Source organism: Marinobacter sp. 3-2 (genome assembly GCF_003751355.1).
GTDB lineage: Bacteria > Pseudomonadota > Gammaproteobacteria > Pseudomonadales > Oleiphilaceae > Marinobacter > Marinobacter adhaerens.
The window spans coordinates 472,892-488,303 of record NZ_RJUQ01000011.1; the positions used below are offsets into that span (position 1 = coordinate 472,892).

A 15,412-nucleotide genomic window follows, 5' to 3' on the forward strand; every position below is an offset into this window, starting at 1 on the left:
GAATGGGAATACGACCACTGGCGGCAAGGTTGCTCGCCTACGTATTACTGTTCAGCCTTTTTTTGTCTCTGGTGGCAACGGGCATTCAGCTGATCGGAGAATTCGAGCGGCGCAAGAACGATCTGCTGAATGACCAGACACGGGCCGCCGAGTTGGTTTCCGGAAGCATGAGCAATAACATCTGGCTGATGAATTTCAGCGAGGTGGCCAACAGCCTGGATGATATGAAAGCAGTGCCCGCTGTCCAGTACGGGCGAGTGGTGACCAGCACCGGCGAAACCTTCAGCACCGGCACTTATCCTGAGGGCCGGGTCATATCGCAGACTTTTCCACTGGTTTTCGACCGCTCTAACAACCGCAGTCCTGAAAACGTTGGCACGCTCACCGTCACCTCCTCCATAGACCAGATCTACAAAGACCTGCGTAACCGCGCGCTCCTGAACCTTTTGTTTCAATCCATTGTTGTCATGCTGGGCACCCTGGGCCTGCTGGTGATCGTTCGTTTAACGCTGTCCCGGCATCTGGAATCCATGGCCGATTACGCCGCGCGGCTGAATCTCGACGCGCTGGTAGACCCGCTGAAGCTCAAGCGCAAACCCCGAAAAACGCCAGATGAACTCTCGGAGCTGGAGCAGGCCCTGAACAAGATGCGCCTGCAAATCCTTGAGGACACCCGCTCCCTGCGCCAGACCACGATCCAGTCCCAGGGTGAGCGGGACGAGGCGGTGCGGGCCAACCACGCCAAGAACCAGTTCCTGGCGAATGTCAGCCACGAACTGCGTATTCCTCTGCAATCAGTGCTGGGCTACGCCAACCTGCTCACCGATACGCCGCTGGATCAGGAGCAGCGGGAATATGTGCTGACCTTGTTGAGCGCCTCGGAAAGCCTCTCGGCCATCATCAACGACCTGCTGGATATTTCCAGCATGGAAGCGGGCAAGCTGGTACTCGAAGACATTCCCTTTGACCTCAGAGAAACTCTCAATGACCTGGTGCACATGCTTGGCTCTCGCGCCCGGGAGAAAGGCCTCGCACTGGAACTTCGGATCGACGAAAACCTGCCCTGGGCCCTGAAGGGCGACCCGGTTCGCATTCGCCAGATATTGTTGAACCTGACCTCCAACGCCATCAAGTTTACCGATTCCGGCCATGTGCTGATCAGTATCGAGGTGTTGGGCCGTCGGGATGACAAGGCTCGCCTTCGCATTGCCGTGGAAGACACCGGCGTGGGCATCAACCCGGAAGATGTTCCCCTGGTTTACGAGCCCTACGTGCAGCTTGGCCAACAGTTCCAGCGTCAACTGCCCGGTGCAGGCCTTGGCCTCACTATCTGCCGCCAACTGGTGGGCCTGATGGACGGGTCCATGGATCTTGAAAGCCGCCCAGGTGAAGGATCGACCTTCTGGATGGAACTGACTCTGCCCGTGGCCCCGGAGAACGCCGCCCGGGTTCGGCCGGATACCCGGATGGTGAAGAACCGCCGGATTCTGGTAGTGGATTCCTATGAGCTATCCCGCAAGATCACTCTGGAAATGCTGTCCCGGCACGAAGTGCACATCGAAGCGGTGAAATCCGCCGGCGAGGCGCTGACGTCGCTGCGCACGGCGTTCGATGGCCAGCAGCCGTTCGACGCGATCATTCTGGATGGCTTTGTGCCGGATATGGACAGCGACCTGCTGTGCCGGCAGATCCGTAGCAACCCGCTCTGGTCAGATATGCGCCTGCTGATCCTGTCGTCCAACCCGCAACGGGGCGACGCCGAACATTTTCGCCAGGCCGGTGCAGATGCCTTCCTGAGCAAATCTCTGCGAGAGTCCTGCCTGACCCCCATCCTCAACCAGTTGTTTGCCGATGCAGCCAAAGAAGAACGGCGCTTCCTGACCCGATTCTCGCTGCAGGCCACCACCGATACCGCCCGGCGCCGGGAGCTTCCCTGCGGCCGCATGAAGGTGTTGCTGGTGGAAGACAATCCCGTGAACCGCACCCTGACCCGTCGGCTGCTGGAGAAACTCGGTTGCGACGTGATGACCGCCAACGATGGCGAAGCTGCGGCCAGCCTCTGGCAGTGGCACCCGTTCGATCTGGTGTTCATGGATTGTGTGATGCCCCGTGTGGATGGCTTTGAAGCCACCCGCCGTCTGCGGGAATGGGAGAAAACCCACAACCGCGTGCGCATCCCCGTGGTCGCGCTGACCGCCAGTGCCATGGAAGAAGACGAGGAACGCTGCCGCCGATGCGGTATGGATTCGTTTGTTGCCAAGCCTGTCAATATTGAAATGCTGCGGGCAGTACTGGAACAATATTGTCAGGCGTCTGCTGCCTCCTGAGACCGGCTTACCGAACTACGGGCACAGACATCCAGACACGTTTCCGATACCCGAAGGCAACCATGAACGTTGAATGCCCAACCTGTAAAAAGTCCGTGGAATGGACCGAGACCAATCCCTGGCGCCCTTTCTGCTCCGAGCGTTGCAAACTGATCGATCTGGGAGCCTGGGCCAACGAGGAATACCGGGTACCCGCAGAGAACGCATCACCGGAGGATCTGGACCAGGGCGGCGAGACCACCCGGCACTGATCTGCGAAAAATGAAAGTTAACGGGGACTTACTGGCATTTAAGTTGAGTGGTCCGGTGCGTCCCGTTAACATACCGCCAATTCTGCTAAAAACGTAACGAAGGTGCACAACTATGAAAGCGTCCCGGATTTCCCTGATGGTTCTCTCACTGGCTGCCGCGCCTGCCTTCGCAGGTGACGTGGATCTTAGCCTTACAAACGACTCGGTGAAGGGCCAGGTAAACTTCTTCGGCACCAACAACGATATCCAGCTTGGCACCGGTTACACCTACCACGAAGGTGGCCGCGATATTTTTAACGCCGATTTCCATGCCCAGGGCCGCACTGCGATCGGTAACCTGCCGACTACCGCCGGCATCGGCATGCGCGGCATCTTCTGGGATCAGGGCCGTGCAGATGGTGGAGCGCTCGGTCTCGGCGGTTTCGCAACCGTCAACATCCCGAACGTGCCGGGCCTGTCGTTCACTGGCGGCCTGCATTACGCACCCAGCATTCTCTCGTTCGGCGATTCCGATGACATGACCAGCCTGGAGCTTCGTGGCAGCTATCGTGTGATCCGCAACGCAGAGGTTTTTGCTGGCTACCGTTACCTGAACACGGATATCGAGAATTCCTCACGAGACGTCAATCTCGATGAGGGCGTTATGGCCGGCATGAAGATTTTCTTCTGATTCATGCCTCATCTGAAACGGGCCCGTTCTCCCGGGCCTGTTTCACTTTCCCTCCCTGACTCTTTCGTGCTTTTCCTCACGCTTTCCCGAGAATCCGACTGTTAGACTGTCTGCCTGTATTTTCTGCACGGATAGCCAGGCATGCGATTCACTCTCGGTTTACTCCTCTCCTCGACTCTGGTGCTTACCGCGGGATGCGGAAGCGGCGAAGATGCCATTGCCGGCGCGGCCGGCCAGCCCAATGACTTCGCGGGAAACAAGAACCCGGTCGATGATTTCAGTTCCGGCAGCACCGGCGATTCCTCGAACACAGGCGGCCTGGCCAGCAATGAAGTCCGGGTAACCATGGAAGTACCGGGTGGTGTCACCAGCGACGGCGAGCCTACCCGCCGCAACCTGAGAATCGTGCAACCGGACAGGGTGAGTGTTTACTACACCAACCCGGCCTTGCAGAACCTGGGCGAGCCTCCCATTTCCAGCCGCACCGACAGCGAAGGTTTCACCATTATCGAATTCACAGAAGGCCTGCCCCTTGGACCGGATGTGATTATCGATGCCAGTTATGGCAACACCCGGATGCGAGCCCTGGCGGCCGATGCAGACCGGGATGTGAAGGTGAATCCTTTTTCCGAATATCTGGTGCGTAACACGCTCAGCAGCTATACGGCCGGTGAGTTCCAGACCATTCTGGATTGCGTTGCCGATGAAGGCGGCGAGCTATGCCTGAACAAGTATGTGTGGTCGACCCTCGCCGATCAGGTCCACGACTTTGAAATTGAGATTCCATCCAATGTTGGCCTCGGCGGTGCCCTGGATATTCTCGAAGATCGGGGAGACTTTGCCCGTTACGTGAGCGCAATGGCCGACTACGCGGTGCTCGATGAGACGTCCTCGGGAAAGATCAGCGCCAGTTCCGCAGACTACAATTCGGTATTTCTGGGTATCGAGCTGGGGCAGACCTTTCTCGAGTCTACCCTGAGCGGGTCCGGACAATGGGGTGTTCGAACGGCCCAGGAAGAGGTGCTGACCGATGATAATGGCACCGGCTATGTCTATCCGGCTCTCACCCTGACCAGCTTTGATGCCTTCAACATCCGAGTGACCTCTCTGGCCAACGATATCCCATACGATCGCGAGGCTCTGATTCACCAGGCGGGAAACGACTTCTTCGTTCGGGGCTCTGAATACTGGGAACGGAACACTCACTCTTCATCCCCCGGAGCAGCCACGCTGTTGCAAGACACTCGCCTGCTGGCAGGCCGGGCCCTGTATCAGAGCATTACCGGGCGGGGCAGCTCGAAAATTATTGGCTGGACTCGCAATCCCTACTATCTGGACGCCTTCACAAGTGCGCCTGAGGATGAAACCACGGGGCCCGACCGGGTGATCAGCGGCTATTTCAGCGCTGGCAAAGCGATCCAGCTGGAAGCAGACGGCGACCAGTTGCGGCGGCTGGGCACTCTGGAGGATCAGTATCAGTCGGTTCTTGAGGTCAATCTCCTCAGGAAGGAGGGATTCGACGCCGACAGTCTGAATGGCCGCGACTACAACATGCTGTATCTTGGAACCCGATTCAGCGACGAGACAACGCCTCTCTCCATTGAAGCAGGCGTTGGCCAATGGCAGATTTCTGGCGGCACAGTGAACCAATCCCAGAGCTTTACGTCATTACAACGAGACAGTTCAGGCGCTGTCACGACGGACTCCACCGGTACCCGAACAGAATCCTGGACCCTGAGCAACCGAACCTCGCGGCTCAGCAACGGGGATGTGGATATCGGACGACTGAACCTGGACATCACCACCGCTTCCGGTGATTTCCAGCGGCCAGATATTGGTGTCGGTGCCAGCACCCCGGATGGCACCCTGATGGCATTCAACCTGGACGATGGTCCGCTTGGAGACGGTATCCTGATTGCCGCGGAACAAACCGCGAACACCGTACCGGCTTCGGGACAGTTCAGGCTTCAGGGCGTGGCCCTGGCCCTGACATCGCAGACGAACCGCCTCCGACATTTTGACAATGCCCTGCTGGCCATCGAATCCTCAAGCTCGGCAACACTATCGCCGATTTCGCTGACCAGCACCCATTCCGTTGGTAACGAGACTGTGACAAAACCTGCGCTGGAGAACCTGGCGGACATCGACCTGACGCTCAGCCAACTGGGCGCCGGGAGGGTAGAGTTCACCTCAGGCAACCTTGTACTTGAGGGCTTTCACACCGCCAGTCAGGACCAGTTCTATTTGCGTTTCCGAACCAAAGGGGGTGGTGAGGAACAGATCGGTTTGCTGGTTGCAACACGACTGCCCTGACGGCAGTGGCATCCGACAAAACCCAACTGGCAAACGCTCTCGTATAACCTGTTATAATCATTGCTATATCGATTGAAACGAGAGGTTTTATGTCTGCGGGTAAACGGGCTGTCATACTGATGCTCCCACTGATTGCATTCGCGATCGGTGGTGGCTTTTATACGCCACAGGCCAGTATTGACCGGATCAACTCCGATAACACAGGCTCCGAACCCGCACTGTCTTCTCTGCCGCCGCTCCCAAGTTGGGCCAACGACGACCTGCCAGATTTTTCTCAGTATCAGGACACCACGGAAAAAAAGGCCGCGTTCTTCTCGTTTCTCTACCCACGGATCGTTCTGGCCAACTCACGAATTCTGATTGAACGCGACTACCTGGATAGCCTCGCTAAGAAGGAAACATTGACCAGCAAGGAGTATGATTGGCTGGCCCAACAGTCCGAGCGATTAAGAGTGGATGCCGAGCCCGGCAGCGACGAGCAGTTTGCCCTGCTACGCAAGCGTCTCGATGTGATTCCTCCGTCTCTGATCCTGGCACAGGCAGCCAATGAATCCGCCTGGGGCACCTCCCGGTTTGCCACGAAAGGTAATAACCTTTTTGGACAGTGGTGCTTTTCAAAAGGCTGCGGGCTTGTTCCCCGCGGCCGGGCTGAGGGCGCGAGCCATGAGGTGGCCAAGTTCTCATCACCCTACCGCTCGGTTCGTGCGTACATACAGAACCTGAATCGCCACCCGACCTATCAGTTTTTGCGGGACGTCCGGCTCGAAGACCGCCGTGATAATGCGCCTCTATCAGGCCTGGAGCTCGCAGAGGGTCTGCTTGGCTACTCCGAGCGCGGAGAAGAATACATTGAAGAAATCCGGGCAATGATTCACTACAACAACCTGGAGTTTTACGACGACGATTTCCGCAGCGTGGTTAGAAACCTCGAACCCGGCAGCCTTGAACAGCTGGCTTCTACCGAAGCGGAAACCGGTTTGCTACCCCGCCAATCATCACTGAAAACCAACCCGGCTGAAGGTTAGAGACCCTACCCCATGCTCGATTTTCTCCCCGCGCCGCTGAAGGGGACTTTGGCGGCCCTGCTCATCCTGTGTAACACGTTGGTACTGATTCCGTTTCTTCTTGCAGTCGCCCTGCTTAAACTCGTTCTGCCCATTACCGCCGTTCGCAAGGGCTGCACGGTGATCCTCAACACCATCGCGTGGGTCTGGATTGGCTTCAATAATCTTCTGATGGATCTTCTGCACAAGGTCGACTGGGATGTGCGGGGCTTAGAGAATCTCAGCCGGAAGCACTGGTATTTTGTCACCTGCAACCATCAGAGCTGGGCCGACATTCCCGCCATTCAGTATGTGCTGAACAGCCGGATCCCGCTGCTGAAGTTCTTCCTGAAGCGACAACTGATCTGGGTGCCATTACTCGGGGTTGCCTGGTGGGCGCTGGATTTTCCCTTTATGCACCGCCATACCAAAGAGCAGATCGCCAAACGCCCAGAGCTGAAGGGGAAGGATGTGGAGGCCACCCGGGCTGCCTGCGAGAAGTTTCGCTACACCCCGGTGACGATCTTCAACTTCATGGAGGGCACCCGTTTTACGCCCGAGAAGCATAATCGCCAGAATTCACCCTACAAGCACCTCTTGAAACCGAGAGCAGGCGGAACGGCTTTTGTACTGGGCGCGATGGGCGACATGATTCACACCATGCTGGATGTCACGATCGTGTATCCCGAAGGCAGGGGCGGCTTTTGGGATTACCTTTGCGGGCGAATCCGAAGGATTATTATTGACGTTCGGACGCGGGAAATTCCAGGCGAGTTTCTGGGAATGGATTACGAAAACAACCGGGAGACCCGGATTGCGTTCCAGCGCTGGGTGAGCCAGATTTGGGCCGAAAAAGATGCGCGAATCGATGAGCTTAAAGTAGCCCAAGCTCCCGGGCCCGGACAATAGCCTGGGTTCGGGATTTCACTTCCAGCTTGGCATTGATTCGACGCGCGTGGGTTTTCACCGTGTGCAGGGAAATATGCAGCTTGTCAGCTATTTCCTGGTTTGAAAGCCCTTTTGCAATCAGCTCAAGCACGCCCTGCTCCCGCTCACTTATGGGTTCCGCCAGGGTGTCCAGGGTACCCGCGACCTCACGGAGCTCAAACACCTCACCCAGCGCTTCTTTGAACGCACTTTCAGGAAGCTGACCAAAGCCCTTCGTCATTAGCTCCTGCAACTCGTTCCTGAGCTCCCTGAAAGGACTGATGAAGTGCTCTGCAGCAGCCTCATTGACGACGGTAGACAGAATCTTCAGGGCAACCACCGGTCCCTTTTCATCCAGAACGATCACAGCCTCAAGCAAACGCATGTGTAGCTCTACGCCCCATGGAATGGCTCCCTCATACCGTTCACGGATACCCTGGAGGGTTTCCCGGGCCTTTATCAGGTCACCGCGGGCGAGGTCGACCCGAACCTGAAGGCAGTCCAGCAGGCCCGGCATCATGGGGAAAAGCTCCGGTACGCAGCCCGCTTCCCGGTAAGGAGCAAGCTTTCGAACCGCCTGATCGGCACTGTCGATCTGATTCTGCGACAACCAACAGTTGGCTTTCAGGGCCTCGAGAACAGGTACGAACAGTGATTCGTCGACTTGCCAGGAATGCATGGTGCGCTCGGCCCGACCAATCCAGACAAAGGCATCCTCCAATCGACCCTGGGCTCGACACATCAAGACACGAATGGTCATCGCCAGCAGCAGACCAAGATCCCTGGTCTGTTCAGCATGACGCCCACATGTGACCAACAGGCGATCTGCTTCCGCTTCGCGGCCCTGATGCCAAAGCACAAGCACCAGATTCAGTTGCAGGCGGGTTTCACCAATCCGGGCAGGACGCGAGAGCTCCTGCATGGCGGTATCGAGACCGGTGCGCAACAATTGCTCTGCATGTTTCAGGGCGCCTTTGCCCAGTTCGATCCGGGCATGGGCATAAACCGCCAGTGCTTCCGAACCGGAATCGCCCGCTTCCCTTGCGAGCCTCGACGCAGCCCGGTTTGCTTCCCGGGCCTCCGGGAATCGACCCGCGGCGCACAATGCACTGGAACGGACCATCTGCGTGACAAGCTGGCCCTGAGTACTGAGTTCCCCGTCAGCCAGGGCCTCATCAGCCATGTCCAAAGCCGGCCCAACACTGCCCTCGCCCCTCAGGATAAACGCTTTCAAGGCACAAATCCGTGCAGCCTGCTCCTGTCGGTCAGCCTCGGCCAGACCATCAATCAGCGCTCGAGCCTGGCGGAACTGGCCGCCAATTGCATGAACCCAGCTATAGACAATTCTGAGTCGCACGCTTCGTTCCAGGAGCTGGGCCGGCAAACTCTTGCGAAGGCGCAGGAGCGATGCGGTATCCTGACCCAACAGCAAAGCCTCTGATCCCTCAGATGCGATGCGGATGACTTCCTCGGCATCTCCAGACAGTAGCGCGTATTTCAATGCTTCCGGGAACTGGTCGCGCACGCCAAACCATCGGCTCGCCTGCAGCATCCGCTCCGAATAACCGGCCATTACGGGCGACTTCAGCCATTCCTGCAACAACGGATTCACACGGAACCAGCGACCACGACCCGGCATAGGCTTCAGGGGCAGCCCTCGCTCGGCAGCCTGAGAGGGAACAAAGCCAGCTTCAGGCAGGAGTGGCTCAAGCGCCAGGAACAGTTCATCGGAGCACAGTTCAAGTTCTGCAATACCCCGCATGGACCGCATCTGCCCCGGGGTCAGATTGCCAAGCACCGACTCCTTCAAAAACCTTTCAACGCTCGGTGTTTCCTGAATGGGTTTGCGCTCGATATTCTGAGCAACCTCCCGACGATACAGCGCCAACGGCGTCGCCCAGCCCTCGGTCATATAGTAGAGGTTATCGACAGCAACACTGGTGAGTTCGCTCTTCGCCGTAGCGGACCGGAAAAACTCGAAGGTTTCTGAACGGGAAAACTCAAGGGTTTCAGACCCGATGCGGGTGAAACGGTTTTCCAGCTCGAGGCTGTGTGTTTCGAAAGGTAGCGCCTTACGGGAGATAAGAACGATGGACGAACCACTCGGAAATTCCATCACCAACTGTTGAAGCAGGTCCACTACGGCGGGATTGCTGAGATTCTGGAGGTTGTCCAGCACCAGGACCCGTGGCTGGCCGGAACCCTCACGCGCCAAAGCGGCCTGCATCATCGAAAGGGTATCCGAGAAGGTGGCGCCGCTCTGGAGCCCCTGCTCTGGGGTTTCAGGTAGATCCACGGCAATGGCAAGCAAGGTCAGGAAGCGGGATGGTGCATTATCCTGGGAGTTCAGCGTAATCCAGCGGACTTGATCGGCAGCCATTTGAGCGCTGACGAGGCCGCTGACCACAGCGTGGGATTTGCCGTAACCACAGGGCGCCTCCAGAAAAAGAACACCTCTGGAAGTCAGTGCTTCGGAAATCCTGGTATCAAGCTTTGGCCGAACCATTGAATCGGAGGGAACCGGGGGAATATGAACCCGTTGTCTGAGCAGGTCCCTGATTAACTCGCCCCGTTGAAGACCACTGTTCGCTGACTGGAATTCGTCGTTGGCTGCACAGCCATCATTGAATGGTTTCACGCACTGCCCCATTTAGCTCCGGCTCGCACTGCCTTGCACCGCCGGAAAAGTGGATCTTGCACTGACTTTTCAATGGCGACCGACATCGGGTACGCCTTTAGTATGATAAGAAGGTTAAACCAATTGAGGGGTGGGCTGCAAAATTTTGACGTGAAAGGGTTTTCCAGGGTGTAAAAAAAACGGCGGGCCGTGAGGCCCGCCGTTTTTTGGTCTTCTGCAGAACCCTTACCGGGTACCGGCGCGGCGCAGTGCGGCCGGCGTGTAATCCCTGGAGCGACGCTCAACGCCAAACTCATACGGGTTCTCTTCCTCGTTGGTCAGACCAAGCGCGAGGTAGCGGCCAGAGAGCAGGTCGTACAGCGTCTCAATGGCGTACCAGGGCACGTTCTGATCGTAGAACTGCATATTGTGGGCTTCTGCAACACGCCAGAGTTCGCCACGGCCGTCGTAATGATCAATGACGGATGCCTGCCAGGAGTCCTCATCAATGTAGAAGTCACGCTGGGCATAGATGTGGCGGGCCCCTTCTTTCAGGGTTGCGCGAACATGCCATACACGGTGCAGCTCGTAGCGAGTGTAATCCTGATTGATATGACCAGCCTGAATGATCTGGTCATAGCTCAGACTGCGATCGGTCAGCTTGTAGGAGTTGTACGGAATGTACATTTCCTTCTTGCCAACCAGCTCCCAGTTGTAGCGATCCGGAGCACCGTTGAACATGTCGAAGTTATCCGAGGTACGCATACCGTCAGACGCGGTACCCGGTCCGTCATACGCTACCTGAGGTGCCCGACGAACCCGACGCTGACCGGCGTTGTAAACCCACGCACGGCGAGGCTCGGCAACCTGGTCGATGGTCTCGTGTACCAGCAGTACGTTACCGGCGAGACGTGCCGGAGCGGTAATGGCCTGCTTGAAGTAAAACAGAACGTTCGCATCCTCGTCCGGATTGTAATCCGAGAGGTAGGTACGCCAGGTAAGCTCGTCCTGGAATTTCACAACAGAGAAATCACCACCTTCAGTCGGCGTCACCTGACCAACGGTACGCTGTACAGAACCACCTCTGTAACGGGTAATGTGGTTCCAGATTGCCTCCAGACCATTCTGGGGAATCGGGAACGGGGTGGCAGACTGATAGTTGCCCAGACCGTTACCGTCCTTGATCAGCTCAACCGTGGTCGCGTTTTCAACGGTCTGCTCCATGACCTCTTCAGGATAAGCAGCCGTACGATGGGTTTCATACACAGGCATGAAGTAGTCATCGTAGCGCTCGATCATCGCAACCTGGCCCGGGGACAGATTGTCTTTGTACTGCTCGACGTTACTCTGATCGATGGTGAACTTGGGCTGCTCATCCGCGAACGGATTCACGTAAATGCCGTCATTGTTGTAGCCGGGAGGCGGCGTTGTCAGACCACCGGTCCAGGCAGGAATGGCGCCACCGTTACCGGCTTTTTCTGCACCCATCGGTGTCAGCGAGTTACCCAGCTTGGCCGCTTCTTCAGCAGAAACCGCACCCCAGGCCTGGCCGGCAAACATGCTCGCTGCCAGGACGCCTGTGGCCAGTAGTTTCTTGTTTAGTTTCATTTAAATTCCCTCGTTCAACGAATTCTTTCCGGGTTCAGAATGAGTATGAAACGCTAGCACTCACGAAATCGCGGTCAGTCAACTCGTTATACGGCTTGCCGCCGAAAAAGTTTGTGTAACCGATGTTGCCGGTAATCTTGTTCTGGTACACCGCCTGCAGAGACAGACCGATGGCCTTGCTGCCTTCGTTGAAAGCACCGCCCGGCTGTGGGCTGTAACCCTCAACATCGTGGCTCCAGGCCAGCTGCGGTGAAAGGTTAACACCGGCCAGCGCGTTCGGGTAATCCCAAACCAGGCGGGTACGGTAACCCCAGGAGAAGTCAGTTGTGAAGCCTTCGTTGTTGCAGTAATTGACGTTGATGTTTGCGCCATTGGCACAGAGATCCAATCCACCAAGACTATCTAGCGGCAAGGTTCCAATTCCAAACGTGCCCGAACGACCGTAGCGGGCCTCGTCATAATCAGGAAGATCATGCACGTAAGTCGCACCAAACTCCGTGATAAGAGACAGGCGGCTGGCGCCCATTACCTGATCAAAGAACTTGATCAATGTGAACTGGGCCTGAGACACATTAAAGCGATCGTAACCAGCAACCGGCTTTCCGGCCAGATTAGCGCCACCACTCTCCTCAAGACGCTGAGCTTCCAGCTTGCTCAGGATATCGCCGGCCGGACTACGCTGCTGCAGACCACCAAAGATGAGCTCAAAGGCATTCCACTGCAAGGGTACGTTGTCGCGGAAGCTATATTCAGCGCCGAGCGACCAACCGCCCGGGGTCGTGGTATTGATGCTGATACCGTACAGATTGATGTTCTCAGGATACTCGATAAAGTAGCTCGGGAAACTGGAGAACGGGAGACTAGGGTCGTTCTGCTGCGTAGCAGTTGGGCTGGACGGGTTGTTCACCAGACCACTGACGTACGGCAGACGGCTATTATACTTGATGTAGTAGAAACCAAGCTCTGAATCGTTCAGTTCCGGCACATACCAACGCACGGCGACACCAAACTGGTCTTTGGAATCGGCTTCCTTGTCTCCAAGCCGGGGAGCAATAAAGCCCTGCGCATAGGCCTCTGAATCCGGCAGCTGGCCGGCGAGCAGAACAGGACCGCAACCATCAGCTGCGAAATCGTTGGTTGAGAAGAAAGTTCCGCAGTCGTCAGGGCGAACTGGCTCCCAATCCGCCTGTACAAACGTCTCGACAGTAACGTTTTCAGTGATACCGGCGGACATGTAGAACATTTCAACCGGGAGAAGCGCGTCTTTCAGTTCGGAGCCAGGCGCCCGGAAGGCGGGCACATCCACCGGGTTGATGACGTTGATGCCGCCTGGAATAAAGGTGCTCTCACCCCAGCTCACAACCTGCTTGCCGTAGCGGAGGCTGACAGGGACATTTCCGAAATACCAATCGGAGAAAACATAGGCGTCAAGGATTTCGCCGCCAGAAGCGTTGTCTTTGGCCTCCGGATTCAATTCGCGCTGCTGGCCAACAAAATCAACAGCCCTGTTCTCATCTTTGAGTTCGAAGTCATACCAATAACGGCCACGCAAAAGACCGCCGACCCGTGTCAGGTAGGGGTTGTCAACGTAGTAGTTCAGGTAAAGCTCACTATTACCCTTGACGATCTTGGAGTATGTGTCGCCACTCTCGAAGTTGAGGTTGCCATCGTCGTAGTTGTTGGTGGATGCGCCGATATTTGCAAGAGGCTGACCCGGAGTATATTCGGGGCCAAGGTTACCCTGACCAATCAGACGCTTGTCACGGTCCTCTACCCGCCAACCTACACCTGCGGACAGCGTGGTGTTGAACTGGGCTTCCACATCACCCACATAAAACGAATAGGCGGCTGCCTGACCGGACATCCCGGCTGCAACTGCCACGGCCAGCGGTAATTTGGTCCAACGCTGCCATTGATGTGTTTTTCTTGTCATTGGAAGGCTACTCCATTGTTGTTCTGAGTCGCTGCTCTGATTATTGGTGTTCACGATGTATTGGAGGCTTCATGCACAGTGCTCGTGATGTTGGCACTATAGCTAACGCCTTCGGGCGCTTTGATCAGTCAAAAGTATGATTTTGCTATCATCCCCCTGTAAACGCCGTTTGCCGCCGGGTTCCGTCGCACAGAATCACTATAGACAACAAAATTAGATGCAACCACTTTGGTTTTGGTGGTTTTTTTGCAGTTTTAATTGTCGCTTCAGGTAAGGAGAGGCGCCGATGGGGTGAATGTTTCTCCGGGAACCGCTACGAGCACATCCATGTGCGCTTGGCGTCGGCCATCCATGGCCGCCGACATTCCCGGAGAAACATTCACCCCCTCAGCACCGGGCCATGGAGTTCGCCTTCAACTAACACCGCAAAAACGATTGTTGAGGAACGCGTACCCAGGGACTCCCGCACCTGCCAAGCTCCCAGGCTTAGAGCATCTCAATCGCCATGGCCGTAGCCTCGCCGCCACCGATGCAAAGAGCTGCAACGCCCTTCTTTTTTCCGTAACGCTGAAGAGCGTACATTAGGGTGACCAGCAGGCGGGAGCCGGTGGAACCGACGGGGTGACCTTGGGCGCAGGCGCCGCCGTGGATGTTGACTTTTTCGGGGTCGAGGCCGAGTTCGCGAATCGGCATCATGGCGACCATGGCGAAGGCTTCGTTGATCTCGAAGAGGTCGACGTCGTCTTTGCTCCAACCGGTTTTGCCGAACAGGGTTTCGATGGCGCCAACCGGGGCGCAGGTGAACTCGGACGGATGCTGGGACTGGGTGCTGTGGCCGACGATGCGGGCCAGGGGTTTGAGGCCGCGTTTTTCAGCCTCGGACTCGCGCATCAGGAGCAGTGCAGAAGCGCCGTCTGAGATCGAAGATGCGTTGGCGGCTGTAACCGTGCCGTCTTTGGCGAAGGCCGGGCGGAGACTCGGGATCTTGTCGATGTTGGCGTTGTGGGGCTGCTCGTCGTCCTCAACGACCACCTCGCCTTTGCGGCTTTTCACAGTTACCGGAATGATTTCGTCTTTCAGCAGGCCTTCCTCAATAGCTTTCTTGGCTCGCGTGAGGGAGGTGATAGCGTATTCATCCATTTCTTCCCGGGTGTAGCCTTTCTTGTCCGCCATTTCCTGGGCAAAGGCACCCATCAGGCGACCGGTTTCGGCGTCTTCGAGGCCGTCCAGGAACATATGATCCTGGGGTGCCTGGCCCGGGCCCATGCGGTAGCCGCTGCGAACACCCTGCAGGATGTAGGGAGCATTCGACATGCTTTCCATACCACCGGCTACCATGATGTCATTGGTGCCGGCTTTGATCAGATCGTGGGCGAACATGGCGGCTTTCATGCCGGAGCCGCAAAGTTTATTGATGGTGGTAGCCCCAGTGTGATCCGGAAGGCCGGCCTTGCGCATGGCCTGGCGCGCCGGGCCCTGTTTTAGGCCGGCAGGCAGGACGTTGCCCATGATGACTTCCTGCACGTCCGCGGGCTGCAGACCAGCGCGTTTTACGGCCTCGGCGATGGTGATCGCTCCAAGATCGGTTGCGCTGACACTGGCCAGGCTACCCTGGAATCCACCCATGGGGGTACGAACCCCGCTCACGATAACGACGTTGTCTGTGCTCATTTCTGAATCTCTCTGTTGGTTGTCTGGCAGGTTCTTGTCGGATTGCGCTGTG

10 protein-coding genes are annotated in these 15,412 nt (G+C 56.9%); 6 read left to right on the forward strand and 4 right to left on the reverse strand.

Going from position 1 to position 15,412, the window contains the following annotated elements; all coding sequences use genetic code 11:
* Window positions 1-2 precede the first annotated feature (2 nt).
* The 6 genes from EDB94_RS03970 to EDB94_RS03995 all read left to right on the forward strand — a co-directional run bounded on the left by EDB94_RS03970 (window position 3) and on the right by EDB94_RS03995 (window position 7,513).
* Window positions 3-2,327 carry a response regulator gene (locus tag EDB94_RS03970; protein WP_260312507.1) on the forward strand — a complete coding sequence of 775 codons (2,325 nt, stop codon included), beginning with the start codon at window positions 3-5 and terminating at the stop codon, window positions 2,325-2,327.
* A 62-nt stretch (window positions 2,328-2,389) separates the two neighbouring features.
* Entirely contained in the window at window positions 2,390-2,578 is a 189-nt protein-coding gene (yacG, locus tag EDB94_RS03975) for a DNA gyrase inhibitor YacG (RefSeq protein WP_008170214.1), read from the forward strand.
* A gap of 112 nt (window positions 2,579-2,690) precedes the next feature.
* Entirely contained in the window at window positions 2,691-3,248 is a 558-nt protein-coding gene (locus EDB94_RS03980; RefSeq protein ID WP_014577720.1) for a YfaZ family outer membrane protein, read from the forward strand.
* 141 nt (window positions 3,249-3,389) lie between these two features.
* Window positions 3,390-5,561 (forward strand): hypothetical protein, encoded by a 2,172-nt coding sequence (locus EDB94_RS03985; protein WP_108017521.1) that lies wholly within the window; start codon window positions 3,390-3,392, stop codon window positions 5,559-5,561.
* A gap of 89 nt (window positions 5,562-5,650) precedes the next feature.
* Window positions 5,651-6,586, forward strand: coding sequence for a glucosaminidase domain-containing protein (locus tag EDB94_RS03990; protein WP_108017522.1), 936 nt, complete (start codon window positions 5,651-5,653; stop codon window positions 6,584-6,586).
* A gap of 12 nt (window positions 6,587-6,598) precedes the next feature.
* Window positions 6,599-7,513: an acyltransferase gene (locus tag EDB94_RS03995; protein ID WP_108017523.1), complete on the forward strand. Its 915-nt coding sequence runs from the start codon at window positions 6,599-6,601 to the stop codon at window positions 7,511-7,513.
* Here the strand turns inward: EDB94_RS03995 and EDB94_RS04000 are convergent.
* The 4 genes from EDB94_RS04000 to EDB94_RS04015 form a co-directional block, all read right to left on the reverse strand.
* Complete coding sequence (locus tag EDB94_RS04000) at window positions 7,479-10,181, reverse strand: LuxR C-terminal-related transcriptional regulator (protein ID WP_108017524.1); 2,703 nt, start codon at window positions 10,179-10,181, stop codon at window positions 7,479-7,481. The genes EDB94_RS03995 and EDB94_RS04000 overlap by 35 nt on opposite strands.
* 213 nt (window positions 10,182-10,394) lie before the next feature.
* Window positions 10,395-11,756, reverse strand: a complete 1,362-nt coding sequence (locus EDB94_RS04005; RefSeq protein WP_014577723.1) for a DUF1329 domain-containing protein — start codon at window positions 11,754-11,756, stop codon at window positions 10,395-10,397.
* Window positions 11,757-11,790: 34 nt separating this feature from the next.
* Window positions 11,791-13,689, reverse strand: a complete 1,899-nt coding sequence (locus EDB94_RS04010) for a DUF1302 domain-containing protein (protein WP_108017525.1) — start codon at window positions 13,687-13,689, stop codon at window positions 11,791-11,793.
* 486 nt (window positions 13,690-14,175) lie between these two features.
* On the reverse strand, window positions 14,176-15,360 hold the full coding sequence (locus EDB94_RS04015; protein ID WP_108017526.1) for a thiolase family protein: 1,185 nt from the start codon (window positions 15,358-15,360) through the stop codon (window positions 14,176-14,178).
* Window positions 15,361-15,412 lie beyond the last annotated feature (52 nt).